The 25,111-nt window shown below is 44.2% G+C and carries 26 protein-coding genes; 12 read left to right on the top strand and 14 right to left on the bottom strand.

Annotated features, from left to right (window positions below):
• Positions 1-60: 60 nt before the first annotated feature.
• The 13 genes from EB241_RS06980 to EB241_RS06920 are packed head-to-tail and all read right to left on the bottom strand — an operon-like array spanning position 61 to position 12,706.
• Positions 61-1,152, bottom strand: a complete 1,092-nt coding sequence (locus tag EB241_RS06980) for an EscU/YscU/HrcU family type III secretion system export apparatus switch protein (protein WP_124232480.1) — start codon at positions 1,150-1,152, stop codon at positions 61-63.
• A gap of 13 nt (positions 1,153-1,165) precedes the next feature.
• Positions 1,166-1,930 (bottom strand): type III secretion system export apparatus subunit SctT, encoded by a 765-nt coding sequence (gene sctT / locus EB241_RS06975; RefSeq protein ID WP_124232479.1) that lies wholly within the window; start codon positions 1,928-1,930, stop codon positions 1,166-1,168.
• A 12-nt stretch (positions 1,931-1,942) separates the two neighbouring features.
• The gene (sctS, locus tag EB241_RS06970) at positions 1,943-2,197 is read right to left on the bottom strand and encodes a type III secretion system export apparatus subunit SctS (protein WP_124232478.1); all 255 of its coding nucleotides are present in this window, start codon (positions 2,195-2,197) and stop codon (positions 1,943-1,945) included.
• A complete protein-coding gene (locus EB241_RS06965) occupies positions 2,194-2,862 on the bottom strand; it encodes an EscR/YscR/HrcR family type III secretion system export apparatus protein (protein ID WP_407644260.1) in 669 nt (222 codons plus the stop codon). The genes sctS and EB241_RS06965 overlap by 4 nt, the downstream gene beginning before the upstream one ends.
• Positions 2,855-3,781 (bottom strand): FliM/FliN family flagellar motor switch protein, encoded by a 927-nt coding sequence (locus tag EB241_RS06960; protein ID WP_124232476.1) that lies wholly within the window; start codon positions 3,779-3,781, stop codon positions 2,855-2,857. Before EB241_RS06960 ends, EB241_RS06965 begins: the two co-directional genes overlap by 8 nt.
• Positions 3,778-4,710 (bottom strand): SpaN/EivJ family type III secretion system needle length determinant, encoded by a 933-nt coding sequence (locus tag EB241_RS06955; protein ID WP_124232475.1) that lies wholly within the window; start codon positions 4,708-4,710, stop codon positions 3,778-3,780. Before EB241_RS06955 ends, EB241_RS06960 begins: the two co-directional genes overlap by 4 nt.
• Positions 4,691-5,152, bottom strand: coding sequence for a ribosomal eL19 family protein (locus EB241_RS06950; protein WP_124232474.1), 462 nt, complete (start codon positions 5,150-5,152; stop codon positions 4,691-4,693). The genes EB241_RS06955 and EB241_RS06950 overlap by 20 nt, the downstream gene beginning before the upstream one ends.
• Complete coding sequence (sctN, locus tag EB241_RS06945; RefSeq protein ID WP_124232473.1) at positions 5,136-6,431, bottom strand: type III secretion system ATPase SctN; 1,296 nt, start codon at positions 6,429-6,431, stop codon at positions 5,136-5,138. Before sctN ends, EB241_RS06950 begins: the two co-directional genes overlap by 17 nt.
• Before the next feature lie 18 nt (positions 6,432-6,449).
• A complete protein-coding gene (locus tag EB241_RS06940) occupies positions 6,450-6,857 on the bottom strand; it encodes an InvB/SpaK family type III secretion system chaperone (protein WP_124232472.1) in 408 nt (135 codons plus the stop codon).
• Between the two features lie 9 nt (positions 6,858-6,866).
• Positions 6,867-8,921 (bottom strand): EscV/YscV/HrcV family type III secretion system export apparatus protein, encoded by a 2,055-nt coding sequence (locus tag EB241_RS06935; protein WP_124232471.1) that lies wholly within the window; start codon positions 8,919-8,921, stop codon positions 6,867-6,869.
• A 32-nt stretch (positions 8,922-8,953) separates the two neighbouring features.
• Positions 8,954-10,072, bottom strand: coding sequence for a type III secretion system gatekeeper subunit SctW (sctW, locus tag EB241_RS06930; protein WP_124232470.1), 1,119 nt, complete (start codon positions 10,070-10,072; stop codon positions 8,954-8,956).
• A gap of 5 nt (positions 10,073-10,077) precedes the next feature.
• Positions 10,078-11,853: a type III secretion system outer membrane ring subunit SctC gene (sctC, locus tag EB241_RS06925; RefSeq protein WP_124232469.1), complete on the bottom strand. Its 1,776-nt coding sequence runs from the start codon at positions 11,851-11,853 to the stop codon at positions 10,078-10,080.
• Positions 11,834-12,706: a helix-turn-helix domain-containing protein gene (locus EB241_RS06920; protein WP_158612391.1), complete on the bottom strand. Its 873-nt coding sequence runs from the start codon at positions 12,704-12,706 to the stop codon at positions 11,834-11,836. The genes sctC and EB241_RS06920 overlap by 20 nt, the downstream gene beginning before the upstream one ends.
• Positions 12,707-13,064: 358 nt before the next feature.
• Between EB241_RS06920 and EB241_RS06915 the strand changes: the two genes are divergently transcribed.
• From EB241_RS06915 to EB241_RS06860, 11 genes are all read left to right on the top strand, one after another.
• Positions 13,065-14,330, top strand: a complete 1,266-nt coding sequence (locus EB241_RS06915; protein ID WP_124232467.1) for a PrgH/EprH family type III secretion apparatus protein — start codon at positions 13,065-13,067, stop codon at positions 14,328-14,330.
• A 3-nt stretch (positions 14,331-14,333) separates the two neighbouring features.
• Positions 14,334-14,594: a type III secretion system needle filament subunit SctF gene (gene sctF / locus EB241_RS06910; protein ID WP_124232466.1), complete on the top strand. Its 261-nt coding sequence runs from the start codon at positions 14,334-14,336 to the stop codon at positions 14,592-14,594.
• 20 nt (positions 14,595-14,614) lie between these two features.
• A complete protein-coding gene (sctI, locus tag EB241_RS06905; RefSeq protein WP_124232465.1) occupies positions 14,615-14,938 on the top strand; it encodes a type III secretion system inner rod subunit SctI in 324 nt (107 codons plus the stop codon).
• Positions 14,938-15,696 (top strand): type III secretion system inner membrane ring lipoprotein SctJ, encoded by a 759-nt coding sequence (sctJ, locus tag EB241_RS06900; RefSeq protein WP_124232464.1) that lies wholly within the window; start codon positions 14,938-14,940, stop codon positions 15,694-15,696. The genes sctI and sctJ overlap by 1 nt, the downstream gene beginning before the upstream one ends.
• On the top strand, positions 15,693-16,241 hold the full coding sequence (locus EB241_RS06895) for a hypothetical protein (protein WP_124232463.1): 549 nt from the start codon (positions 15,693-15,695) through the stop codon (positions 16,239-16,241). The genes sctJ and EB241_RS06895 overlap by 4 nt, the downstream gene beginning before the upstream one ends.
• Positions 16,228-16,920, top strand: coding sequence for a type III secretion protein (locus tag EB241_RS06890; protein WP_233592553.1), 693 nt, complete (start codon positions 16,228-16,230; stop codon positions 16,918-16,920). Before EB241_RS06895 ends, EB241_RS06890 begins: the two co-directional genes overlap by 14 nt.
• Positions 16,907-17,326: a hypothetical protein gene (locus EB241_RS06885; protein WP_124232462.1), complete on the top strand. Its 420-nt coding sequence runs from the start codon at positions 16,907-16,909 to the stop codon at positions 17,324-17,326. The genes EB241_RS06890 and EB241_RS06885 overlap by 14 nt, the downstream gene beginning before the upstream one ends.
• 110 nt (positions 17,327-17,436) lie before the next feature.
• Positions 17,437-17,709, top strand: coding sequence for a helix-turn-helix domain-containing protein (locus EB241_RS06880; protein WP_124232461.1), 273 nt, complete (start codon positions 17,437-17,439; stop codon positions 17,707-17,709).
• A 693-nt stretch (positions 17,710-18,402) separates the two neighbouring features.
• Positions 18,403-19,515 carry a hypothetical protein gene (locus tag EB241_RS06870; protein WP_124232460.1) on the top strand — a complete coding sequence of 371 codons (1,113 nt, stop codon included), beginning with the start codon at positions 18,403-18,405 and terminating at the stop codon, positions 19,513-19,515.
• Entirely contained in the window at positions 19,425-20,366 is a 942-nt protein-coding gene (locus EB241_RS06865; RefSeq protein WP_124232459.1) for an AvrE-family type 3 secretion system effector, read from the top strand. The genes EB241_RS06870 and EB241_RS06865 overlap by 91 nt, the downstream gene beginning before the upstream one ends.
• Before the next feature lie 50 nt (positions 20,367-20,416).
• The gene (locus tag EB241_RS06860) at positions 20,417-21,109 is read left to right on the top strand and encodes a hypothetical protein (RefSeq protein WP_124232458.1); all 693 of its coding nucleotides are present in this window, start codon (positions 20,417-20,419) and stop codon (positions 21,107-21,109) included.
• Positions 21,110-21,193: 84 nt separating this feature from the next.
• Here the strand turns inward: EB241_RS06860 and EB241_RS06855 are convergent, their stop codons facing one another.
• Positions 21,194-23,260: an AsmA family protein gene (locus tag EB241_RS06855; RefSeq protein WP_124232457.1), complete on the bottom strand. Its 2,067-nt coding sequence runs from the start codon at positions 23,258-23,260 to the stop codon at positions 21,194-21,196.
• An 880-nt stretch (positions 23,261-24,140) separates the two neighbouring features.
• Here EB241_RS06855 and kdgK point away from each other — a divergent pair.
• Positions 24,141-25,085 carry a 2-dehydro-3-deoxygluconokinase gene (kdgK, locus tag EB241_RS06850; protein WP_124232456.1) on the top strand — a complete coding sequence of 315 codons (945 nt, stop codon included), beginning with the start codon at positions 24,141-24,143 and terminating at the stop codon, positions 25,083-25,085.
• Positions 25,086-25,111 lie beyond the last annotated feature (26 nt).

Here is a 25,111-nt window from a genome sequence, read left to right as displayed (position 1 = left end):
CCGTATAATACGGTGATATCACTGTACTGAATACAAAAAAAACGTACGCCTTTAATGGCCTCAATCGGATGGTGTTTTACCGGAATTATCCTCTTTCACTTCCTGTTGCGGCAACTCGATGCCCGCGGTTTCTACCTGCCGTAGCCAGATCAGGACATCCATCACGTCCAACAGCAGATCATCATTAAGTGAGATAAAACTGTACTGCCGATAATTACGATAGAGCTTACGTGCCAGAGGAATGTACCGAACCACTGGGACACCAATTTTTTCCGCATAGGCAATCGCCGCCAATGCTTTCATATTGCTTGCACGTAAAGCGATGAAGGGCAACGAGGCCATTTCAGGATTGAAGTAGATCGCCACGGCTATATGGGTTGGATTGGCTATCACTACCGATGAATTTCTTATAGCTGCCTTATTCTCACCGGAAAGAATTTCCTGATGCGTTCGCCGTCTTGCGCTTTTTATTTCTGGATTACCGTCATTTTCCTTACGTTCCTGTTTTACCTCATGCTTATCCATCTTAAGTTCCTTAAAGTGCAGAAAATACTCCGCAAGGAAATCAGCAAGCAGAACAATAAGCGCACAGGCAATAAATATGAGCACAGCCTTAACAACCAAAGCGACCCAGACATTAATTAGCTGTGGAATAGTCAAATGATAGATTGTCAGAATATGGCCAACATCATCCTTAATAAAAAGGTAACAAGTGCAAATAAAAACAAAAAGATAGAATATGGATTTAACCAACTCTTTTGCCGTGCGCATACTGAAAATCTTTTTAAATCCCTGCACGGGATTTAGTGCCTTGAAATTCAGTTTAATTGCCTCTGTGGCTAAGGAAAATCGCGTTTGCAACAGGGTTGTGGCATAACCTGAGGCACAGCAAAGCACAATAAATGGCAAAGCCATTTTTAAAAAAACATGCATCAGTGACGTCATAAAATCTTTCAGATTAATATCAGATCCATTTACCAGCAAAAATGTATAAAGTTCCATAAAGTCCTGGAACCTGACCACATCGGACAGAAAATAAATCCCGGAAAGCAGAATGCCCGTGCTGATAAGATCTTTACTCTTAAATACCTGGCCTTTCTTAGCTGATTTTTGTCGCCGTTTATCCGTCGGTTTTTCTGTTTTTTCTGCCATGATAATGCCTCCATCAGGGGAAAAAATGTTGTAATGTCACCACATAAAATATTTTCAGCGGTTTTTCTGACAAGGCGTTAAAACCGTAAAACAGAAAGACAGAGAAAGCGATAAAGCTTTTAATCGCCAGAGATAAAGAAAAAGGATTCAGTTGCGGACAATAACGGGCAAATACACCCAGCATAACCTCCGAGACCATCAGCACAATCAAAACAGGTGCCGCCAGCAGGATACTAACCTGCATCAGAACCGCCAGCAGACGTCCGGCTTCCAGCCAGACAAAACCGGTTAGCTCATTACCGCGCGGGAAAACCTGGTAGCTCTGCGCTAAAACCTCCATCAGTAAATGCATACCGTTGCTGGCAAAAAAAATGGCGCTAAAGGCAAAACTCAGAAAGCCAGACAGCACCGAAGACTGGCTCCCGTTGACCGGGTCAATACTGTCACTGATCGTAGCTCCACGCTGATTGTCTATGATTTCACCCAGCACGGCTGCAATCCAGAAAGGCACGCAAAGCGTCATTGCCAGTATCAGGCCAATAACACACTCTTTAACAAGTAGGGTTAGCCATCCCTGTTCCGGTCTGACCTCCTGCCCAAGGCATGGCCACAGACCAATAATAACCAACGAGATAACAACATTTTTAATAATCAGATTAGAAAGAATACGCTCTCCCAATGCTGGCAGAAGATAAAAAACCAGCGCCAGTCTCGCATAGGCCATAACAAAGGTGAGAACACTGTGTTGAAAATGAAGATAAAGAGCAACAACCAGCATAAATAACCGCTTTTATCTGAAGGCCATTTGAAACGCCTGAGTAGCGAAATTCATCATCTCGGCAGAAAACCATTCGATTAAAATAAATATACTGGCAAAAACCGCGAGCATCTTTAATCCAAATGGCAGCGTTTGTTCCTGTATTTGCATAACCGTCTGAAACAGGCCAACAATAATACCCACTATTGTTGCAAAAGCGATTGGAACAGCAGAAAGCTTTAACACAACAATTAGAGCTGAGTTGCTAATAAATAATATATTATTCATGTTGTCATCAGTTCGGCGTATTGCGATATCATACCCTTGGTCAGTAATGTCCATCCGTTCATCGCAACAAAAAGAATAAGCTTTATAGGAATTGAGATAGTGACCGGACTCATCATCATCATTCCCAGAGCCAGCAAGATGCTCGACACCACCATATCGATCACCACAAAAGGAATGTAGAGAAAAAAGGCAATTTTAAACGCACTTTGGATCTCACTTAATGCGTAGGCTGGCATTAAGGTCATTAAGGGAAGCCTGCTCAGCTCGTGTTCCTCTACCTTAATATCATCTTCATTCAGTTGCCGCTGGTGGACCTTGTTAAAGAAAAGAATCAGCTCACGATCCGAATAACGCACCAGATATTCGCGATAGCTGTCAAGACCATGATCAAAAAGTTTGTTAATAGCATGCGTGTTGTTGAAATCAAGATTATTTTCTTCAGCATACGTGGTGATTTTTTGGCATACAGGCATCATAACAAAGGCGGTCAGGATTAATGCTACTCCGTTTAATGTCAGGTTAGACGGTACCTGTTGTATGCCCAACGCATTACGTACCATCACCAGCACGATAGAAAATTTAATAAAGCAGGTTCCACCTGCGATAATAAAAGGCAGTAGCGAAAAAAAAGATAAAAGCGCAATTAATGAAATATCATTATTCAGCATTGGGATAATCCACTAAGCCATCAGCCAGTTGATTAATCTGATTTATTTCAACTGCGAGCATTCCACTTTCCAGAGCGACCAGTTCACCGCGAGCGAACAGCGCTTTGTTAAGATATATTTTTACCGTTTTTTCCGCCTGCGGACTGAGTGGCATTACCTCACCTGGCGCAATATTATTTAGTTCAGCCAAGGTTACGGTATGACTGTCCAACACAAACTCAATATCGACCGGCAGCTTTGACCACTGCAATAAGGCTTCTTCTTCCGCACGATATTCCTGCGACTCTTCATATATCTGCTGCTCCACAATGATCTCCTGATCCTGATGATAGTGAAAAGTAAATAAACGCCGTTGACCAATCGTCAGACATGGCGAGTAACGCGTTATCAGCAGCAGATCGCCCAGGGCAACGTCGATCAGCACTGATAACGGTAGCTGACTGTTTCCAAGCACATAACGCAACGTAAATGGCATCTGTGCGTAAAGCCTGCCGCCAGTCTGCATGTCCCTGTTCTGCGTTACAGGCCATTGAAAACAAAGCAGCGGACATGGCTTTGCCGGAATTAAAAGCATTTCTCCAGGCAGTTCCTGATTGAACATGGTCATCGCCTGCACGTTCCAGAGCGTATTTTCCACCAGGAAACTCAACTGCATATTATTCAGCCAGCGCAGCAGATAGCCTGAAGGTACCTGTTGCCAGGCAATACCGGGCAGGTGGACCGCCATTTCGCACAGCCACCGATCGAGATCAAGATATGCTTCTGCCTCGTCCTGTGCTGCATTGTTCAGTGACAGGCACAGATAGCGGCAATCTTCGCGCATAGCAGCAATTTTACTGCCAGGATGCTCACGCACATGACGCTCTAACGGTGTTTGTCTGGCGTCATACTGACGCAGATGCCGCCATAAACTCATTCCTGCTCCTCATCCTGAGTATTCTGTTGTTGACGCCGCTGTTGATCGCCATCACGGTCAGGTTCAAGCAGCTTTGGTGTATGACTGGTGAGATGGCTAAACTGGCTGCTCAGGATTTCTGCGGCGCGTGAGCCGGAAGGCAGCAGGGTAAGGTTCCCTTCCCGACCCTTCTCAACAGGGAGCGACACTTTCACAGAATGATCGCCGGACCACTGTTGAAATTTGTAATCAAGATTCAGCGAATGGTTATCTGCAAAAGAGGCTGTCGCCTGCGTGCGCATTTTGTTTTGCAACATTGCGGTAATTGAAAGGCGGGAATGTTCTGCAGTGCTGGCTGTCTGACTTTCTGTTGTCGACTCCTCGTTGAGCGAGACCGTCTGGTTCTGTTGAAGGTTCGCATCTGAACCCTGGTTTTTCTTTGTTTTTTTCTCCGCATCAAAGGAGGACAATAACCTCTCTTGCCGTGCCGCATTCTGCAAAATCTGTTGTTGCAGCTCAGTATTCGTTGTAAGGCCACTATTCAGCAGCGGTTTGCTAACGTCATTCCCCGTCGCAGCATGAGTAGCTTTGAGGTGATTTACCTGCCCGGCATCAGCAGCGGTGCTGGCAATCATAGTTAGCCGTCGGGAATTTTTTTCCTGCAGCAGAAACTTTTTGTCATCTTTCCAGGAAAAAGTGGTCTCCTCTTTTTTCTCCGTTATGTTTACCAGAGCATTTTTATTTTCTTCTGAAGACAGACCGCCAGAAGTAAGAGAATAATTTTCCGCTGATGAAAATAACTGAATGGCCATACCGTGAGGTATTTGCGTTAGTTGCTCCGCGGATTTCGATTTTATTTTTCGACGAACCAATTCAGAAAGCGTGTCATCTTCTGAAACAGCATCGTCACAGGTAACATTATTTACTACTTCAGTGATTTTTACTGACATGCCCGGCCATCTCCTGAACTTCATTTTCTCTGTTGTTTGCTCTTCGCCTTAAATGCATTTTGCGAATTTCCTGCAAATATCCGCTCATTTTATGATGCCGTTTGTCTAACAGGATCATCGCCTCAAGGTGGTGTTGTAGCATTTGCTCATTATCGGACCGCTCACTTTCGAGCTGATTTATTTTTTGGATAATGTTCTGTTGCTGACTCAGTAATGTACCCTGACGTCTGATCCTCTGATAAATTTCACTTCTGCTGGTTACGCCTGAGGGCGTCAGATTTTTTATTTTCTGATTTATCTCTTCATGTTCTTTATATTGCAGCGCAATATGTTGCTTTATTTGCGCGATTGTATTTCTGACTTTCACAATATCGCCGCTCAGCAGGTGCTGCTTACGCTCAAGCATGGAGACAAATGTACGACCTTCACGCCAGACATTCATACATAGCCTCCAGACATGCTGACATATTCGTGCTTTCTGCCATATCTTGTTTAAGAAAACGCTCCATTAATGTCTTTTTGGCAAACGCAACATCATTCTCCTGATTTTCGCCCTGCCGGTATTCACCCAGATCGATATAAAGCTGCATGTCCCGCTGACGAACCAGCAGATCGCGAAAACGTGCCGCCATTTGTTGCTGCTGAACGTCAGTAACCTGGTTAAACACCCTGCTGATACTCTGCAACACATCAATGGCGGGATAATGACCTTTAGCTGCAAGCTTTCTGCTCAGATAGATATGGCCATCGAGAATAGAACGTACTTCATCACCAATCACGTCCTGTTCTTCTTCATTTTCAATCAATACCGTGTAGAACGCCGTCACTGACCCTGTGTGGAAACGTCCCGGCCGCTCCAGCAATCTCGGTAACGCCTCAAATACCGACGCCGGGTAGCCCTGCCGTGCGGGAAGCTCTCCCATCGTAAGCGCCATATCCCTTAACGCACGGGCATAGCGGGTGACAGAATCGATAAACAACAGAACATTTTTGCCCCGGTCGCTAAAATAACAGGCGACAGAAGAGGCGATCTGCGCGGCGTTACAGCGTTCAGTACAGGAGCGATCGGAGGTGGCATAAACCAGAATAACCTGTGAACGTCTGGATGATTTTTTAACTTCTTCAACAAACTCGGTGACTTCACGTCCTCGCTCACCGATTAAACCGATGACATAAATATCAGCATCGGAATGCTCAATAATCATATTCATCAGCGACGTTTTACCGCAGCCCGCGGCGGCAAAAATACCAATACGCTGCCCCTGGCCACAGGTAAGCAGGCCATCAATCGCCCTGACGCCAGTCATCACAGGCGAGGCGATCGGCAGGCGTTGGGTGAAGTCACGCACTGCGCCACAGGCGGGAATATACTCGCCGCGAATAAAAGGCGTGACCTGAACGTCATCAAGACGCCCCCGGATTACGCCAGTTGCATCAATGATACTGCCAGCGATGCTCTCATCAACCAGCACGCGAAATGGCCTGCCGGTAGGTAACAGCACATTGTTACGGGAAAAACCATGATTGTCGTTAAGCAGGCTTAATAATGTATATTCTTTATTGAAGCCAATAACCTGAGCAAAGCCGATAACCTCTGTTTCAAGAATTGATTTCTGAATTTCACAAATCTCGCCAATATTCGTACCCGGCAGGTGGGCCTCAATGAGGCTGCCCTGAATACGTACAGGATGCGCGAGATGTACAAAACACTGTGCAAGCATATTATCAAGCCTTTATTATCAGAGCAGAACCTGTCGATATTCCTGCAAAATATTAAGGTACTGGTCCAATACTTCAACAAATTCAGAAGGTGAAAAAAGAAATTTATCTTTAATAACCGCACGCAATTCCAGGTTACCATCGATTGGATAAAGGCATGGCTGGCCGGTATAAAAAAAATCCTCGTTGAAGTTAAACATCAATGTAAAAATATTATCACTGCAATAACTCAAGGCAGACTGATTGTAATCACAAATTGTAGCCCAGACCCAGACATGATCGTCTTCTGTTCTGATGTTAATGGTAGGAATATCATCTTTCATTTTTAGAGATATTGTCGAGTGGTTACTTAAGTCATTATCAATAATATCACCAAGTCCAGCTTCGTTAAGCATATCTGAAAGTAATGTTACCACGTCAAGTTTCATGTAAACTCCTTATAAATTTTCAAGTGAATCGATGACATCAACTTCAACAGCACTGGCAATATCAGAAAAAGAAAGCACCTCCATTTCTGGATAACTACCTTCAATAATTTTCTTCACAAAACGACGAATATCCGTTGAAACCATCAGAACAATGTCTCTGGAATGGATACCATTTTTTCTGATACAGTTGTCTAAACACTGAAGAATACTTTCTGTTTCTGGTGGCCGCAGATTAATGAATGTACCCGATGACGCCTGGCGAATACCGCTACGTATCAGACTTTCCATATCATTAGACATCACCAACGCTCTTATCCGCCCATTAGAAGTAAAACGGTTGGATATGTAACGGGATAAAATACCGCGCACATGTTCAACCAGCATCACCGGATCTTTTTCTTTAGGTGCCCATTGCACCAATGCTTCAAGTATCAGCCGCATATTCCTGATTGATATGCGTTCCTGCAGCAGGCGCTGAAATACCTCGGTAATACGTTGTACAGTATTATTGCGGTAACATTCCTTGAGTAACTCTGGATATTTTTTCTCCAAGTCATCAAGCAGGATTTTTGTCTCCTGAATGCCAAAGAACTCCGTAATATTATGTACTAAAAGTGTCGAGATACAGGCGTAAAATTCTTCCGTGGCGCTGCGTGTGAAAAAGCCAAGCTGGTGTGCTTTCGTCGCTCTTTCCTGCGGTAACCAGTATGCATTTCCCTGTTCTGTTTCAACCATAGTGACGTTAGGATCGATCACCTGAAGCTCATCCCCCCGCAGCAAAACTTTGCACATATCGGGAAGAATATGGTAGGCGGCCACCTTTATCTCATTGATAGCCACCCCCAGTATTCCATGCTCTGCATTATCTTCATAATTTATAATAATGTCGGGAAGACGCACACCATACTCAATGAAGAAATTTCTTTTCAGCATGGAAACGACATTATTTTCCTGAAAATACCTTTCATATCCCTTCCAGGCAGAAATAATCAGTGGAATAGTTTCAGGAATAAACTCTCCGTCAATCATGACAGGTTTGTTCACTGGCTCCGCTTGATCATCTTCCTGCATATGACTCTCGCCAGCACTTCCCTTATTTTTCTCATCATATTTATGCTTAATAAAGACAGCCATCAGTACAGCCGCCAACAGGCAGAAAATAATTAATGGGAAACCCGGCAACAGCCCGAGAGCCACACAGAGAATAGCAGTAATGACCAGAATAAATTTATTCGAAAACAAATCCTGAATTATTTTTGAACCAAGATTATTATTTTTGCTGTTATTGACCCTGGTAACAATCAGGCCAGCACTTATCGATGTCAGCAGTGCCGGGATTTGCCCGACAAGCGCATCGCCAATGGTAAGCATTGTAAAAACCGACAGCGCGTGAGAGACATCCATACCATGCTGCATAACGCCAACGGAAATTCCTCCCAGGAAATTCACGAAGATGATAATTATGCCGGCTATGGCATCTCCTTTAATAAACTTCATTGCCCCATCAAGCGCCCCATAAAGCTGGCTTTCCGCTTCAAGATCGCTGCGACGCTGCTTAACTTCTTTTTCGTCTATCACCCCTGCTTTTAAGTCTGCATCAATACTCATCTGCTTGCCGGGCATAGCATCAAGGGAAAATCGGGCCGCAACTTCAGCAATACGTTCAGAACCTTTAGTGATAACTATAAATTGCACAATGGTAACGATAAAGAAAATAACGAAACCAACGATGAGGTTATCAGCGATCACAAACTCACCAAAGCTGGCAATAATTTCGCCCGCATCGGCATCCGCCAGAACTAATCGGCTGGTACTGATTGAAATCGCCAGGCGAAAGATAGTACTGATAAGTAATATTGATGGGAAAGTCGAAAAATCCAGCATCCTTTTAATGTAAAAAGAGCTCAGAAATATCAACAGAGACATCGTAAGATTAAGGCCAATCAAAAAATCAACCAGATAAGTTGGCAATGGGATAATAAGCATCACCACGACCATAATCATCATTACAAGTATGATAATTTCTGGCCTGGTGCGAATCTCCGCGATGAAATTTTTCAACATTATTTCAATACACCAATAAAATGATATAACGGCTAAATATAGTACTCAGACCAGATGCCGGTTGTTTTTTCTTTCTTATGGAGATCTGTTGACAGCAATAAAATCATCTCCAGTATTTTGTCCTTGAACACTTTGTCAGAAAAAATAAAGTCTGGCGTCATGTTATAGATATTGTAAAATGACTGGATCACTTCAGCGCGTTGACGTATTAACAAAGACGACATGAACTCATCCATAAATGTCTTCAGATGGGATTTAAATTTGGGGAATTTTAAGATCCCCTTCATGTAAACACCAACAATATCATCTTCAGTGATTACTTTTGTTTCATTTCGCAACTGTTCGAAAAATATGAAATCGCTGAAGCTTTTATTTAATGACTGATCCAGGGTATTAAGCACTCTCGCATCTGACAATTTGGCACTCAGCGGCCCAAATTCATCAAATTGTATGCCGGGCTCATTAGCTTTAATATCCGTGATCAACGCGGAAAGAGTAAAAGAAAGCAGACGCTTACGATTCCTGTAACCAAATTCATCGATCCAGTCCTGATAAATAAATCCGGCCGGAAGTTCAAGTTCAAGAAAACGCAGGTAGCTGCGCCTTAAATCCTTCGCAGACAGTGAGTTTCGGTTATCTCTGGTGCTAAATCGCCTGGCAACACGGGAAACATTAATCCCAGATTGCATTTTTTTTTGATCGGCAAACTTCTCTAAGTCGCTTATCGCTTCCTTTATCTTTTTCTTTTTTAACTCAGACAACTTGCGACTTAATAGCATTTCAAGCAGCGCCATCATTAAATCACTGTCGTTTGGGAAAAGCCCTCTGGCAAAATTAAGTATGTTATTTTGCGTGCCCGGCCTGGCAACATATTTAATCAGGGTATCCATTTTTTCTTCTGCCTGTTCTTCCAGCACAGACGCGAAAAAATCATTCTCCTCAGGGGCATTTTTTCTGTTTGCGCGGGTAAAACGGCCAAACACACTCAACAAACTTGCTAATTCTTCACTGGCGTTATATATCTCCTCCTGAACATTAACAACCGGCAAATTCTCTGCGGCTTCAACCGTTGAATTATTTGTCGTATTGCCTTTAGCCAGGCGGTAATTAACACGGGTAACATCAACTAAACCTGTTGGACGAATGTTCATTTTATTTACTCATCATGGCCAGCATATTTCATATTCTCACGCAGCATTGATACCGTTGATTGCAACGTAACCCCTTTCCCATCACTGCCATGCCCCAAAACAGGATTATCTTCTTTATTTCCCTGCCAGGTGTGTCCATTAATCAGTAAATGAGGTTGAATTAAAAAAAGACGGACCATTTTTTTGCGGCTGACATAATTGTAATCAAAGAGTTTTCCCAAAAAGGGAATATCACGCAGCACAGGAATACCAACATTGTGGCGGGTATCTTCATCACGGCTGTATCCCCCGACCAGCAGACCGTATCCCGCGGGTACCCGCGCTTCGGTACTGATTTGTGTGTTGTTCACTACCGGCAGGTTATCAACATAGGATACCTCGCCACTTGACCCAAGCGGCGTGCCACCGTCCTGGATATTGAGGATCATCTCGATCTCCTGCTGATTTTGCGTCAGCCTTGGCAATACGCTGATCATGGTACCGTAGGTGACTTTTTCCAGCGATGCGGTCCGTTCCCCAACTAATTTGGTATAAAAGCTGGTGTTATTATCGAATAATGCCGGTATGTTCTCCTGAGTAAGAATTTCAGGGCGAGAAACAATTTGTGCATTACCCTTTTGCGCCTGAACCGTGACATCAGCAAGAAAATGGGCGCTTTTAGCAGGTGTCAGCGTGCTACTGTTTAGCGTAATGCCTGTATTACCTAATGTGGCCGCGCCTTCCCAACGCACCCCCAATTTATCCACCGCGTCTTTGGATATATCAATAATCCACAGCGAGAGCTGGATCTGTCTTTTTGCAATATCCATTGCCTGCACCAGGTCTTCAACAAAGCTAACCTGGCGGGGTGAACCTTGAATTAGCAGGCTGTTAGTATCTGAGTAAGCAACGATATTTACCGTATCCTCACGCGTACTTTCCAAAGTAGCGTCACTGTTGTCTCCATCGGCAGAAGAACCAAACGCAGGCAGAGATGGAAACAGCCCGGTCTGATTCCCGGTTGCTGCCTGCATGGCATGCAGGGTGTCATTATCTACCGAAATTCGTGCGGCACTGAGCGGCGCGCCCTTGCGCGGACTGTTTAGTAGTTGATTCAGAACTGTCGCAACACCGGGAATGGTGACCGGTGTCTCGCGCTGCATATAAGATCGATCATTAACGAACGTGTTACGTAACTTGATCACCCGGATGGTGACTTCGCCGGTTTCAGTTCTGGAGTAGGTCGCATCAATGTATTTTGCCGCTGCCGTAATCAGTTGAACATAAACCGGTGGCCCGGAAACATAGAATGACCCTGACTGTCCGTCAGAACGCAGGGGAAAACGAGTGTCATAAAGCCCTGAGGATTGCAAAAAAGCGATAAAGCGGTCAAAAGGCGCATACAAGAGTCTGATCACTGTGCTCTGAATTTCATTACTGTCATAAACATAGACAGAACTGCCATCGTCATACCAGATAAGCCCCGTACGAGCGGATATGGTTTTCAACAATTTTTCAGGCTTGCTCAAATCAAAATTACCCGATACCCGTTTTTTTGCTGCTTCATTACTGACAATCACCGGTTTATGAAGCGCATTACCCAGCACATAAAAAAACTGTCTGACACTATTATCTGTTGCAATATAAATATCTTCTGACTGGCTCTGATTGCCTGAAGTGGTGTACTGGTCGCTGTTTGGTCTTTGAGTATCGAGTAACGTCGCAACCACACGGCCGCTGCTCAGGACAGCAACGAGCAAAATAATAAGCTTACCCGTATTTTTAATAAGAATTCTGTTCATGAAGAAAAATGCCCATTTTCTTAAAGTCTCTTGGAGTAATTCCAAAAAATGATTTTATTTCGCTGGAAAAATGAGATGATGATGAATAACCATTATTACCAGCCACCATTGCAATTGAGTTATCCTTTTCTATCAGTTGCAAAGCACTGTGCGCCGCGCGCCACATCCGTAATTGTTTTTTAGGTCCGCAGGTGAAAACATTATGGCAAAGCTTCCTGAAGTGAGATTCAGACACGCCATACATCTTACACGCATTGTAAAGTTTGCAGGCGTCGGACTCAGCATTCTCATCCATGACCTGTGATAACAAAAAATAAGCTATCCAGTAACTTTCCGTGCTACAAATAAAAGAAAGCAGATCTTCCGTGCAGCTCATCTCATCATATAACATATTACTAACCAGTAGCTTCAATAGCGTTTTCTCGTCATTTTCCACAACAGAGATAAAATTTCTCTGGGTGTTAAGTAACACTGGATATACTGTTCTTCTTTTCCTTATTCTGGCTTCACCATCATCTGGGGACTGTGCCTGATAGTTCAAAAAAGCAGCAAGCGTGGTGACTTGCGGTAAAGAGAAAGATTCAATATGCCAGGGACCTTCAAAAAAAACCTCCAAACGGTCCTCACTTAAGAGTATTGCAGACTTATTAAGGCATTCTCTTTCTCCTGCTTTCACATCAAGAGATTGAAAAATGAGTTTTGCTTCATCACTTACGGGGTGGGAATATAAAAGCTCGTTATTGATTGTTAATTTTTTATTATTGATAATTGTAGGAATTGACTTTAATTTTTCATTTCCTTTTCCGGGTGTAATATGAAACCCACCGCCATCACCCTTTAAAAAACAATTCATAAAGCTACACCTCCCACGAAGGCCATGCATGTAAAAATGACATAACAATACATAATAAAAATAAGTAATATTCAGCAGTGAACAATCCTTGATCGTCCGGTGACCGATGTCAATGCCTTAATTTGAAGATTGAGTCTTAATAAAAACACTTACGAAGAAAAAGAGAGGGATAAGGCATAATAACTTGAAATTAGCCTGAAGCATATTCATCCTTTAGGGGAATTTAGAACAATAAAAACAAAGCAACCATCATTGCACTATAAGGCAATAAAAATTAAACAAGGCAACAACCAAGAATTAACTGATAAAACTGAATATTTTTCCCCACAATACAGAAAATTATGGTTAATCTTACATTATGAACAATGAACCGGAAGAAGAATCTGTTATCGTCAGCCCTGAGGGTCAACAGCAAAACTATGCATTAAAGATTCTATTTGGTCCTATGCTTGGATGCGAACTTCATCTGCCTGCTGATGATTATTTTTTAATTATCGATCCGGGACTGGCTCTTAAAGATACAGCACACACCGTTTCATCAGCACAGCAACATGCGGCATACTATGCGCAGAGTACGCTTTATATTCCATGTAACGTATCATCACCGAACATTGCACTAAACCTCTCTCAGCCTGCCGAAAGTGAAGAAAATAAGAAAGGCTTCCGGCTGGAGTTGCAGGACAGTGCGGGAAGCTGTGTCAGTTTTATTGAAGAGAATAAAATCTTCACGTATGAACATATTAATCTTGCCCTCAAGCGTCAGGAAGATACCTGGTCGGATGATATTTTAAATTTTAATTTCCGCTCCACCAGAACAACAGATGAACTGAATTACAGCTTACCGCAAAAAGTAAATCCCAACAGAGGAAAAAAACTTCTGGCTGGAACATGCTGTTTTATGATATTGATCATCCTGGCCACTGTAATATGGTTTAAAAAGAATGAATATAAACAACAGGTATTAACCCTGAGCGAAGTTTTGTCTGGTGCACCAGCACCTCTTGAGATTGTAAAGAGTCGTGATAATAAAATCCTTTTTGTGCTGGCCAAAAACCTGCCAGAAATGGAATGGGCAAAACAGGCTCTTTACAGGACCAATGAAACCACAGTGGTTATCCCCGTCTGGTTGAAGCAACAAAGCCAGGATATTATCAGGCGTCTTCTTCAGGCGGGTTATCCGGTATTGCAGATTGATTACAGTTCTCCCCGACATCCTGTTATTGCAGTTTATCGCAAACTGTCGGCTGATGAAGAAAGGAATTTGATAGATGAGTTAATGAAGAATATTAAATTTGCTGTCGATATCAGCATTATAATTAAAAGCAAGGATCAACTTTTAGTTGAAGCTCGTCAGGGGCTGGATCGCTTTCATGTGCAATATCGCCAGATTAACACAGCAGATGGATATGGATTAATTGTCAGAGATGCACTGAACGATAGTGTACTGCTCTCACTACATGGTTTTATATCTGAGTTCCATCATAAATGGGGAAGCAACATTATTAACTTCTCGATAAATTTAGATGAGAACTGGCTACAGAACAAATCTTATATCGACTCTACTGAAGGCTATCTTTTTTTAAGTCCCAGACACTGGTATTTCCCTCTTAATAATACGAGATAAATTATGGCAGATTCATATACACCCAAGTTCAGTAATGACATCTTTCTCGATAAAACTGCAGGTGCTTTCGAAAGCGGTGCTACAGATATGATGAGTGAGCTGCAAAAAGCACAAGAGGCTTTGGAACAAGATCCGTCAAACCCAAGTGTTCTGGCAGCCTATCAGTCGAAGCTTTCAGCTTACACGCTGTTTCGCAGTGCCCAGACCAGCGTCGTTAAGGCTTATAAAGATATTGGCGCGAGTATTATCCAGAACTTCAGATAAATGTTACATAAGGTATCAAGATGAGCAAATTTAATGAGTCTTTATCTTCCCCAACTCAAATTACATCTTTTGAATACACAGCGGATGACAACTTATCCTCCGGTTTTCATGACCAGAATTTTAATAATCTGGTCAGCAGCACATTTAACGAAGTCAGCGAAACCAATGCACAATTTAAGGATGTGATTAACACATTGAGTCAGTCTCCCCGATTCACCAGTGACCCTGAGACCCTGCTGGTGCTACAAAATTATGTGGGTGAATACACTAATCATATTTCGCTGGTAAGTGCACTGGCCCGTAAAACTGTCAGCACGATAGAGACTCTGGAAAAGTCACAATAATGTTGAAAAATCGATTACGCGCCATACTGTTGCTCTCGTCCGTCATTTTTCTGTCAGCCTGTAAAGATGATGCATTATTAAATAATCTGACACAGGAACAGGCCAATCAGGTTTTGGCTATTCTGCTACAGCATAATATCGCGGCACAGAAGAACGGCACGTTAAAAGCAGGCTACAGCATTACGATAAATCACGCGGATGCCACTGCCGCGCTTTCAATAATCAATCAGTATCAACTGCCGAGGCCGGCTGATGTACAGATAAGCCAGGCCTTTCCTGAAGGGTCCCTTGTCGCCTCACCCAACGCAGAGCAGGCTCGCGTCCTCTCCATGCAGGAACAGCGACTGGAACAGACGCTGAAAGTTATCGCACAGGTTGTTAATGCAAAAGTACATATCAGCTACCCACCTTTCGATAACGGTCCGGGAAATAAAAGGCCCGCTGGGCATGTGGGCGTGCTCATTTCCCATAAAGGCGATATAGACGAGAATACTTTTATCCCACAAATCAAATCCCTGATTAAAAACAGTCTGAACGATATTCGTTATGAAAATATTGCGATTGCACTTTTTCCCGCATCCTCAATACAATATGCTTCTCCCACCAAAGCACCAACGACGCTATCCGGCGTCTGGGTTTGGTTACCGGCGGTAATCGTCCTTTTTGCTGCCATAACCGCCGGGTACATTCTCTTAAAATTCAGTCACCGACCTCATCCAGCCACAGGATCTGGCACGGAAGAGGTTAAGTCAGAATGAATGCGGATTTTGAACAGTTGCTAAGGATAATGTACGACCCATCATCTTACACGCACCCAAATCATCTGGCAGAAACGTTGTTGAGTAGGGATATCTGGGATGAAATCCTGATTAATTACTGGATAATCAGCCATTATCAGCTTGAGGATCTGCCCGACAGGTGGTCAGCCCGCGATATGATGACATCACTGATCCTTGATAACTGGCTACTGTTGCCGCAAGCGGCGCACTTTGCTGGTAGCTATCTGTTACGTAATCAGTTAATGAAGCAAAGTGCACTGCTGGCTACGGATGCAAAGCTACTGGCCTTTATTTCACTACCGCTCGTTTATCAGGTTAGTCTCACCATGGCAGCAGAAGAGATAACCCCTGCTAAATGTGGTGCCGATTTTATTAAAAGTATGGTCACTGGCCTGCCTGTTGCTTTACAGCAACGAATAATGCTGAGCTTTCCTTCTACTGAAAAGGAAACCAAATGTATCGCTTCGCCGACTCCTGACAATATCAATTTATTCAAAATGTCTCTTGCCTATGCGTACAATTAATTTATCCGAACTCCCTGACGATGCAGATCATCGCTCGCTTATAAAACGTGGCGAGCGGACGCGCCACCGTAGTATGGCAACCGCTCTGGAGCGCACACTTTCCTGCTGTAATGAAATTCAGACTGCATCGCGACTGCATGCTATTGAGTTGAAAGAAAACAGTGAGAAAGAGGGTTTTGCTGCCGGGTTTCAGCTTTTTTTTACCCAGCTTATGATGGCGCTGGATGAATATGATAAATTGCAAAATCAGCGCTTTGCCAAATTACAGCAGGATTTAGGCGAGGCGCTGAAAAACTCATTTTTTGACCCTGTTATTGTTGATCGAATTATCTGTCATTTGCAGGAAAAAATTGGCCAGCAGAAAAATCTTAAAATCATTATACCCCGCAAGGTATCGTTACCCAAAAATATCGATGAATCTAATTACCTTTTTACTGATGAAAATAGTATCACCGTCCGGGATGACTATCATGCAGTAAGATTCCCTTCTGAAACGCTTTGTGAAAAATGGTTAGATGAAGCAAATCTCAGTATGGCTACTTCCAATAATAAAATTAACAAACTTATTCCTGAAACGCTCATCAGGATTAGCGATGACCTTATCAAATTAGCCGGAAACCAGCAGGACAGTTATCCCGCCAACAATTATTATCACGAGGAAAAAGATGGTCAAAGTTAATAGCAATGCCGATATTACACAATATTATGAATATGACAACGCCACTGAATATCAGCAAGACCTGTTGGATTTTATAAAAAAAACGCAGCCAAATGGCAACAATGAATACAAAGCCAGCCACCTCAATGAGCTAATTGAGGTGATGAAAGAAAGGTACAGGGAAATTAATCCCAACGGTAAACCGACACTTTCTGAGCTTAACAGCACATTATTGTATGTGGATAGCCAGTTACGCAAGGAACTTAGCGATGGCACTATGACTTCAGAGCAAAAGCAGTTAAGTTATTATGTTGAAAACCATCTGGATAAATACGCCAGCCAACTCAGCTCCGTTAATTATTTGATGAATGAAATGACGAGAAAGGCCCTGTTCCCTGAAGAGAGTGAGCAAATGGAAAAATATTAACAATAATATCTACTGGTAGCGACTCAATCTGACAATGGACCTTAAAAGCTTGAGAGTTACCGGTCTTGATATGGGTATCGAAGCCTTATATAAAACATGAGATAACGCTCATGATTCATACTACCAATCCCATCATCAAATACCAAGCCGGTTTGCTCAATCTGGCTGAAGATCTGAGCAATCTGTCGAAAGCCGGCAACATCATGGGTGTCTTGTGTAACCCGTTATACCGTTGTCGCGAACTGGCAAATAAAGGCGGCGTGAATACGTTGTTTAATCACGGCACAGGTGCCCATAAACTTAATAACCGCATCGATGTCGCCACAAAAATGATATCTGTGCGCGGTTTCACAGGACGATATTGCAGGAATTCTGTCAGCTGACGTGCCGCAAAAAGTGGCATAACGATCCCAATATATTACCAACAGATGTTGATGAATAGCTGAGTCGCTATAATTATAATCCAATAAGAAATAAGCATGTAAAAATTCATCGCATCAGATTTTCTTTTGCGTAAATGTCTCCCTGCTGTTCCCTGTTGCAGCCACCGATCTTACCCGTGGCCATTGTCATTGTCATTGTCATTGTCATTGTCATTGTCATTGTCATTGTCATTGTTATTGTTATTGTTATTGTTATTGTTATTGTTATTGTTATTGTTATTGTTGTTATTATTGCGAAAATAATAATAACGGCTATCTTCCTCTGTAAATCATTTCAGTCATATTGCCAAAGAGTGTGTGCCCCGCCTTGTGTGGAATAATGACAACAGCGTGTTCCCGTAATGTCTACGTTCATATTCCAATAATAAATCCACTGAGATCCATTATATTACTTCAGTAAATTTTCACACTTTCGAAACAAAATATAAAATAGTCGATAAAAATCGTTATAATATGCCCAATTTGGGGGGTGTCGTGTATATTTCACAATGAAAGTAACATTTTTACCATGTAATTTGCCGCTCCAAATAAAATAACTGTAAGTTAGAAAATTCACAGCCAGGGAAAGAAAATAAAGACATATAGCATGCATCAATAGCATGGAAAATATTATTTAATAACATGGAGAAAAATATGTTAAAAAGAAGTCACAGTACGAGTGATGCCAGATATTTTATCGATACTCACAACGTTACCAGGCGTCACTCATTTTCATCCGGGAAAGAAAATTCATATCTTGAAAAGATTGAAAAAATAAAAAGCAGTTTGGCAGAATTTAAACACAGCGACGCAATTTTAAATTTACATCTTGCCTTTCAGCCCGATCTGGCGGAAATAGCCTACAGTGACGCCAGGGTCGAGGATATCAGCGCGAAAGATTTTGTTTATTGCGGCACCGCTGTGGCATTACCCGTCAACAAAGCAGGTATCTTGCTTGATAAAGAAGGCCGTCTGATGTTAATCAAGGGAAAAGAATACAATTTATTCAAGGGGTTGATAGTCAAATATACATCAGGTTACAAATACCAGATCGCACCGTTAATCACTGGAAAACAGGATATCAGGTTTAGCCATTTATATATGAACGACAAGGGGTTGTTGATCGGAGATGAGAAAGAGACCGGAAAAAGCCATATAATAAAGATCTCAACTCCCGAACATTCTGATAAAAGCGAAAAGCAATATATCTCTATTGGTCTTGAAGAATACAATAAAAATAATATATCTGACGATCTGATGTTTAAAGTTGATGAAAATACTTTTGTGTCATACTTTTTTTCAGATAATAAATTATACCTTAAATCAATTCGTACTGATAAACAAGATAAGGATATATCTATCCTTTCCCATGAAATATTCCTACCTTTGAAAAAAAACTGCACATTAGCCAGCGTAAAAAGATCGCAAAACCATCTACAGATCGAAATTAAAAAAGGCAACAAGACAAGAATTTATTATATTAATCCGGCGCACATTTCTAACAGAAAATTATTAATAAAAAAATCAGCCATAAGCCACCACAAAACTTCTCATCTCGCTTTGGTAACGATCCTCACGAGAAATACCATGCAGGTAATCCATTCTCCTCAGACCGAAAAGGTAATTTTAGTAGCCAATATGTGCCTTTTTTTTCCTCCCTTGTTGATAATTTCAGGGTGCACAATAAAAAGGCCAGGAACTTTCTGGCAAGTTCAAGGTATGGGCAAGCGGCAATTCAAGGTGCCAGATCGATTGATCCTGGGATAGAAAGCGTTTACCGTACCGTTCCCGGTGTATTCGGCAACCGGATAAAAGAGGTAAAAAATAAAACGGACTTATTCGAACATAACAACAATAGATTAATGTCGCATACCACACCGTTAGTCAAACTGGCCAGTGATGCCCTGAAGACAGATTCCCGATTGACGATATCAGAAGCATTACAACGCCTGGCTAAAGAAATCAAACCGAAAGAGGCGGTGCATCTGACCACCAGCAATTCTGTCTCCGCATTTTTTGGGGTTGCATTAGGTGGCACTCCTTTCGTACCAGGTTGGTTTGCAGGCATTGTTGCTAATTTATCTGACAGATATGGCCTCACACTTTCAAAAACAGACGAGGATCACATCAGGCTGTCATTTAATAATCAGAATCAGCGTGCCCTGACTGGTATTGCGGGAACTGGCCAGGGACTTGAGAAAACGCTACTGGATGCAAACAGTGTAAACTACATGACGGTTATGCCTGCCGAAGCTAATGCGATTATGGTGGTTCAAAACCTTTGTGGTAATAATTTCTCATTCAATTTAACACAGGAGGACTTTGATAAATTCGTTACGCAGTTAGCCTGTGAAGAAATAGCACCTGAGCTGCAAAAACAAATCATCAGCGAAGCAGAGTCAGAAAAAATAACAGAAAATGGATTTATTCTAAAGATTGAAGCCAAAAGCGAATTAAGACTACAGGCTGGAAAAATGGTCAATGACAATACCTTTATGGTAATGCCAAGAACAGCTGTAGGTGCAAGTCTTGCTTTAGATTTTCTCAAGGTGCAAAATAGTTCACATCAAAAAGCCAAAAAAATGAAGATGATTATTCAATACCTGCTAATAAGTTAAAGGTTACCACATTAAATTTTGACGCCACGTTATTCGCTGAATGGCAAATCATGCCTGTCGCCATGCAAGAGCGAAACAATGACCAGCCCTGGTGTTTTCCACTCCCCTTAATTGAAGAAAACCAGCGCTTTATTTCATATCGTGCTGATGGCCCTGTCATCCTGGAAAAACCTGGACAGAATAATATCTCCGCAGCGCCAGTTAACGGCTTAACGACACAGAGTCATCTAAAGACTGTCAATAAAACACCGCTGCATATTACTTTTGATGCGAATAACAAGTCAAAGAAAGGACTCAGAATTAAAGACATCGCCCAAAGCGATAAGGTCATGAATTCAGTCAACGGGATCATTACGGGTATAAAAAAATCGTTAGTCAATCGGGAAGTATCCAGTCAACATAAATCATCTGAATACAATGTTATTTCCCACTATGAACGTATTGATGACAAATCCCCGGCGATCGGGCAGCGATTTACTTCTGCTTCAGAAGGGCCTGGCCTGCCTGATAACGCTGAGCACAACGTTTCAGACACCAGGACATATCGGCTGCAAAAACTGGAATTCCGCAGAACGGGTACACTGTCCCATATAGCCGCCACGCTTCCCGTGCCCCTTCTGAACATGTCAAACAAAAACAGCATTACTCTGGATCAGCACCTGGGAGAAATAGAATTTTTATATGATAACGACATTGATATATTACCGACCGACATAAAACGGCGCATAAATATATTGTATTAATGCCATCCTCTGATAAATAGGGATCAACCCGTTAATTGCATTGCAAAACCGGCCTGATGGCCGGTTTTATCATCGCGCTGCAGCTTATTTCTTGCCCTTCATCTGCTGAAGCACATTGGTACACTGATTCTGTTCGTTATCACTGGGTGAAATCAGCGCCAGCAGTGCCGCTGCGGGTGTCACGACTGCCCCCAGCGCAACGGCCGCTACCCCTCTTGCTAACAACGGTCCCGCCTTTACGCCCGCATCCGGGTTCTTAAAGGTGCCACGCACATACAGCGGTGAACGCAGTGTAATAATGCGAATACCTTTGCTCTCCGGGTTAATTGACAGATCCATCCGTTCATTGGCAAAGTTAGTGGTGCCGGTGATATTAATCACTGCGTTTTCGGTATCAAAAACAAACAGCCGACTGGACGCCAGCCCATTGGTGATATTCAGGTCAGCCGCCGCACAGTTGATACGTACCTGATCGTCACCAAACAGTTTACCCACCACGTAATTCCCAACGTTAAGGCCAACAATTTCCATCAGACTGCGGCTGATCACCCCGTCATTCATCAGCAGCTTAAGCTCGCCATTGCTGGTCGCAAGCATATCTGCAACCGAGTTGCCCGTGCCGCTCAACGTGGCGTCTCCGTTCATTTGCCCCATACTGCTTTGCATCGCCTTTACACCGGGAAACAACTGCTTAAGCTTCAGGTTGCGGGCGTGCAGGTCAGCCCTGACACGCATCGGTGCACTATCGCCCGCCATATGGATAGTGGTGTTGAGATGACCGCCCGCCATGCCAAAACGTAGTGGATCGAGCAACAAATCCCCATCTTTCAGCACCAGATGGGTGTAAAGATCGCTCAGTGGCAGTGAATCACTGTGTGCGATACGTTTGCCACTGAACTTCACATCGGCATCCATTACCCGCCAGCTTTTAGTATCAAACCGGTCATGCGGCAGCACCCTGTCGGCTGGCTGGCTGGCCGCATCGCCCCTTGCCGCCTTCGCCTTCTCCGTTTTATCACTGCCTTTACCGGATTTAACGCCAATCAGCGGTCCCAGATCGGCCATCCGCAGCTGGCGGGATTCCAGTGTCCCTTCCAGTTTGGCGCGCGGCGTTGTCTGGCGCCAGGTCATGGTGCCGTGAATATCGCTGTCACCAATATGGCCATTGAAGTTTTCATAACGGAACTCCGTGCCAGCCTGCTGCCGGAAGCGGGCAATCAGATGACCATCGGTCTCATAGGGCGGCGTATCAGGCAATACGATACCGGTCAGGCCATACAGGTTAGCCAGCGTGTCGCCAGCGAAGCGCAACCGGATATTTAACCCACCGAGGTTCAGCGGATCCTGCAAACTGCCTGCGACCTGCACGCGCGTGGTGCCGTTGCGTATATCGGCCTGTACTGGAAAAGGATTGGTTTGACTGCGCAAAGAGAGCATACCGCCGATTTTTCCCTCACCGCTGAGCTTTTCATTGTTGTAAGTCCCCCAGGCCTCCCAGCCAAAAACAAAATCCGATGCACCTTTACTGACCACATCGTCTTTACTGCCCGCCACCTGCGGATACGGCACAGGCTTACCCAGCGGGGTGACCGCAATCTGCATGTCTGCTTTATTTATCGCATCACGGTAAGCAATCTTTCCCTGATCAAACAGGATATTATCGAGGCGAAGAGACCATGCGGACGGTTTCTGTCCGGGATCGGAATTATCACTGCCAGCCAGACTGAAGGTCCAGTTATTATGGCGATCGGCGGTCTGGATCAGTCTGACATCAGGCTGCTGTAATTTAATCCAGGGAATAAACACCTGCCTGTGCAACAGCGATAACGGAGACAGCGTGGCATCCACTCGCTGTATATGCACCATGGTGATCTCAGGAATGTCAGGCGGGTTGCCCAACATAATGTCATCTGCATGAAGATGCGGCCAGGGCACCCAGCGATGCCAGCCCGTCTCATCACGATTGCGTTGCCACACCACCCCCAGCTCCCCCCGAATAGCAAAGGGACGATTGAGTTCCGTCGAGACTTTCTGGTTAATGGTGGGTTTCAGGCGGTTCCAGTCAAACATCGCGATAACGATCGCCACCACAATCACCAGCAACAAAAAAGTCCCGGCAATCCAGCTAATTATTTTTCCTGTGCGTGACATGCTTCGTCCTCTTCCATACTTCTGCGTTCAGTAAAGATAGACGAGGCAAACAGAAACAACATCAGGCGGGCTGTCAGGTTGCTGGAAAGTGGGCGGGACAGCTCAGGGCAGACACACGCTGTCTGAGAGCAAGCAACGTCTGACCATCAAGGCACATCACCTGAACAGCAATATATTACAGGCTGCAAACGCCTGGTGAACATGGTTGAAGACGGCGGTACCCGGTGATTTAAAACAGCGTAACGACCTACGTCGCCCGACAGTGAAGGAGACTGGTTATCGCTGACAGTTTTGCGCTGGACGGGTTAACCGTCAGCCAGGACAAATCTGTCCGGTCACGGCTAAAAATCGGTAAGGGTAAGCCGGAAGATATTCTGACAACCGAAGCCATCGGCCGGTCGGTAATGACACTACAAACAAGGCTAAGGGGTACAGTCGCCCCTGATGCTGGCAATAGCAGCAGGATACCCACCAGGTGAAAAACCGATAACCGACACGCCTGCCTGAGTCCGTGCTGTCACCTCAGTTACATCGCCCGGAACTGGCCCTCACGCGACACAGTCATTGGCTGAAAAACAGGATAGAGCAGTGATCGCAAGGCAGGCCATAGTTTAACCGCCAGTGAGATCCCCCGCACTGTTGAACGCTATGGCAAAAGGCTGGCGCTCGGTTTGCCGGTATAAACATATCCCCCCAATGCGTATCAGCCCGATGAAATACATTACTCGCCGGGGAGATTTAGCCTGCGAACCGCGTTGGCAGGCAGATGACTTTTTCAGCGTATTTCCATCCTTCATAAAAAATAAAACATCGTTTTAAAATATTGACTCTGCCAGTCAGTGCGACGAGACTGAAGCAAATTTCCGATGAGTTGATGACCATGAAGCAAAAAAACATTGCCGTTATCGGTGAATGCATGATTGAACTTTCAAAGAAAAACAACGATATACACCAGGGATTTGGCGGCGATACGCTTAACACGGCGGTTTACCTCGCCCGCCAGGCACCACAATCGCAACTGCATGTAGAGTATGTGACCGCCCTCGGCACAGACAGTTTCAGCAGTGAGATGATTGAGGCCTGGCAACAGGAAAAAATCGGCACTTCTCTTGTTCAGCGGTTGGAAAACAAACTTCCGGGTTTGTATGTAATAGAAACGGATGCACAGGGGGAGCGGACATTTCTCTACTGGCGAAATGACGCCGCCGCCCGTTTCTGGCTGGAGAGCGAACACGCCGGGGAAATATGTCAGCAACTGGCCCACTATGACTGTCTTTATCTCAGCGGTATCAGCCTGGCCATTCTCAGCCCGCAGAGCCGGGAAAAGCTGTTGGCCCTGCTGGCAACCTGTCGGCAGAATGGTGGGCAGGTTATTTTTGACAACAACTACCGGCCACGGCTGTGGCAATCAGCGGCAGTAACACAGTCAGCCTATCAGGTAATGCTAAGCTGTACTGATATTGCCTTCCTGACGCTGGACGATGAAGATCTGCTGTGGGGTAAAGCCAGCATTGATAAGGTGATTGCCAGAACCCATGCCGCTGGCGTCAACGAAGTAGTAGTCAAGCGTGGTTCAGGATCCTGTCTGGTATCGCAACAGGGGCAACCGTTGATTGATGTCCCTGCCATCAGGCTTGCCACCAGCAGCGTGGTGGATACCACCGCCGCCGGGGATTCGTTCAGCGCAGGCTATCTGGCGGTAAGACTGACGGGCGGCAGCGCCGAAGAGGCCGCCAGACGCGGGCATCTGACCGCCAGTACGGTGATCCAACACCGTGGGGCAATCATCCCGCTTTCCGCCATGCCTGTCTGCCCACCGGCGTAACTCCTGCGGGGGACGGCAATCTGAAA

The sequence above is a fragment of the Erwinia psidii genome, from assembly GCF_003846135.1.
Lineage (GTDB): Bacteria > Pseudomonadota > Gammaproteobacteria > Enterobacterales > Enterobacteriaceae > Erwinia > Erwinia psidii.
The sequence above is the reverse complement of the archived record's forward strand: the minus strand, read 5'-3'. Positions and strand labels throughout refer to the sequence as shown.

Excerpts from the sequence above, each read along its gene's own strand:
- sctF (WP_124232466.1), top strand. The coding sequence starts at position 14,334 with ATGGCAGATTCATATACACCCAAGTTCAGTAATGACATCTTTCTCGAT.
- EB241_RS06940 (WP_124232472.1), bottom strand. The coding sequence starts at position 6,857 with ATGAAACTTGACGTGGTAACATTACTTTCAGATATGCTTAACGAAGCT.
- EB241_RS06880 (WP_124232461.1), top strand. The coding sequence starts at position 17,437 with ATGATTCATACTACCAATCCCATCATCAAATACCAAGCCGGTTTGCTC.
- sctJ (WP_124232464.1), top strand. The coding sequence starts at position 14,938 with ATGTTGAAAAATCGATTACGCGCCATACTGTTGCTCTCGTCCGTCATT.
- EB241_RS06955 (WP_124232475.1), bottom strand. The coding sequence starts at position 4,710 with ATGTCAGTAAAAATCACTGAAGTAGTAAATAATGTTACCTGTGACGAT.
- EB241_RS06890 (WP_233592553.1), top strand. The coding sequence starts at position 16,228 with ATGCGTACAATTAATTTATCCGAACTCCCTGACGATGCAGATCATCGC.
- EB241_RS06855 (WP_124232457.1), bottom strand. The coding sequence starts at position 23,260 with ATGTCACGCACAGGAAAAATAATTAGCTGGATTGCCGGGACTTTTTTG.
- EB241_RS06960 (WP_124232476.1), bottom strand. The coding sequence starts at position 3,781 with ATGAGTTTATGGCGGCATCTGCGTCAGTATGACGCCAGACAAACACCG.
- EB241_RS06915 (WP_124232467.1), top strand. The coding sequence starts at position 13,065 with ATGAACAATGAACCGGAAGAAGAATCTGTTATCGTCAGCCCTGAGGGT.
- sctI (WP_124232465.1), top strand. The coding sequence starts at position 14,615 with ATGAGCAAATTTAATGAGTCTTTATCTTCCCCAACTCAAATTACATCT.
- EB241_RS06885 (WP_124232462.1), top strand. The coding sequence starts at position 16,907 with ATGGTCAAAGTTAATAGCAATGCCGATATTACACAATATTATGAATAT.
- EB241_RS06935 (WP_124232471.1), bottom strand. The coding sequence starts at position 8,921 with ATGTTGAAAAATTTCATCGCGGAGATTCGCACCAGGCCAGAAATTATC.
- sctS (WP_124232478.1), bottom strand. The coding sequence starts at position 2,197 with ATGAATAATATATTATTTATTAGCAACTCAGCTCTAATTGTTGTGTTA.
- EB241_RS06860 (WP_124232458.1), top strand. The coding sequence starts at position 20,417 with ATGCCTGTCGCCATGCAAGAGCGAAACAATGACCAGCCCTGGTGTTTT.
- EB241_RS06950 (WP_124232474.1), bottom strand. The coding sequence starts at position 5,152 with ATGAATGTCTGGCGTGAAGGTCGTACATTTGTCTCCATGCTTGAGCGT.
- sctN (WP_124232473.1), bottom strand. The coding sequence starts at position 6,431 with ATGCTTGCACAGTGTTTTGTACATCTCGCGCATCCTGTACGTATTCAG.
- sctT (WP_124232479.1), bottom strand. The coding sequence starts at position 1,930 with ATGCTGGTTGTTGCTCTTTATCTTCATTTTCAACACAGTGTTCTCACC.
- EB241_RS06870 (WP_124232460.1), top strand. The coding sequence starts at position 18,403 with ATGTTAAAAAGAAGTCACAGTACGAGTGATGCCAGATATTTTATCGAT.
- sctW (WP_124232470.1), bottom strand. The coding sequence starts at position 10,072 with ATGAACATTCGTCCAACAGGTTTAGTTGATGTTACCCGTGTTAATTAC.
- kdgK (WP_124232456.1), top strand. The coding sequence starts at position 24,141 with ATGAAGCAAAAAAACATTGCCGTTATCGGTGAATGCATGATTGAACTT.
- EB241_RS06920 (WP_158612391.1), bottom strand. The coding sequence starts at position 12,706 with ATGAATTGTTTTTTAAAGGGTGATGGCGGTGGGTTTCATATTACACCC.
- EB241_RS06895 (WP_124232463.1), top strand. The coding sequence starts at position 15,693 with ATGAATGCGGATTTTGAACAGTTGCTAAGGATAATGTACGACCCATCA.
- sctC (WP_124232469.1), bottom strand. The coding sequence starts at position 11,853 with ATGAACAGAATTCTTATTAAAAATACGGGTAAGCTTATTATTTTGCTC.
- EB241_RS06980 (WP_124232480.1), bottom strand. The coding sequence starts at position 1,152 with ATGGCAGAAAAAACAGAAAAACCGACGGATAAACGGCGACAAAAATCA.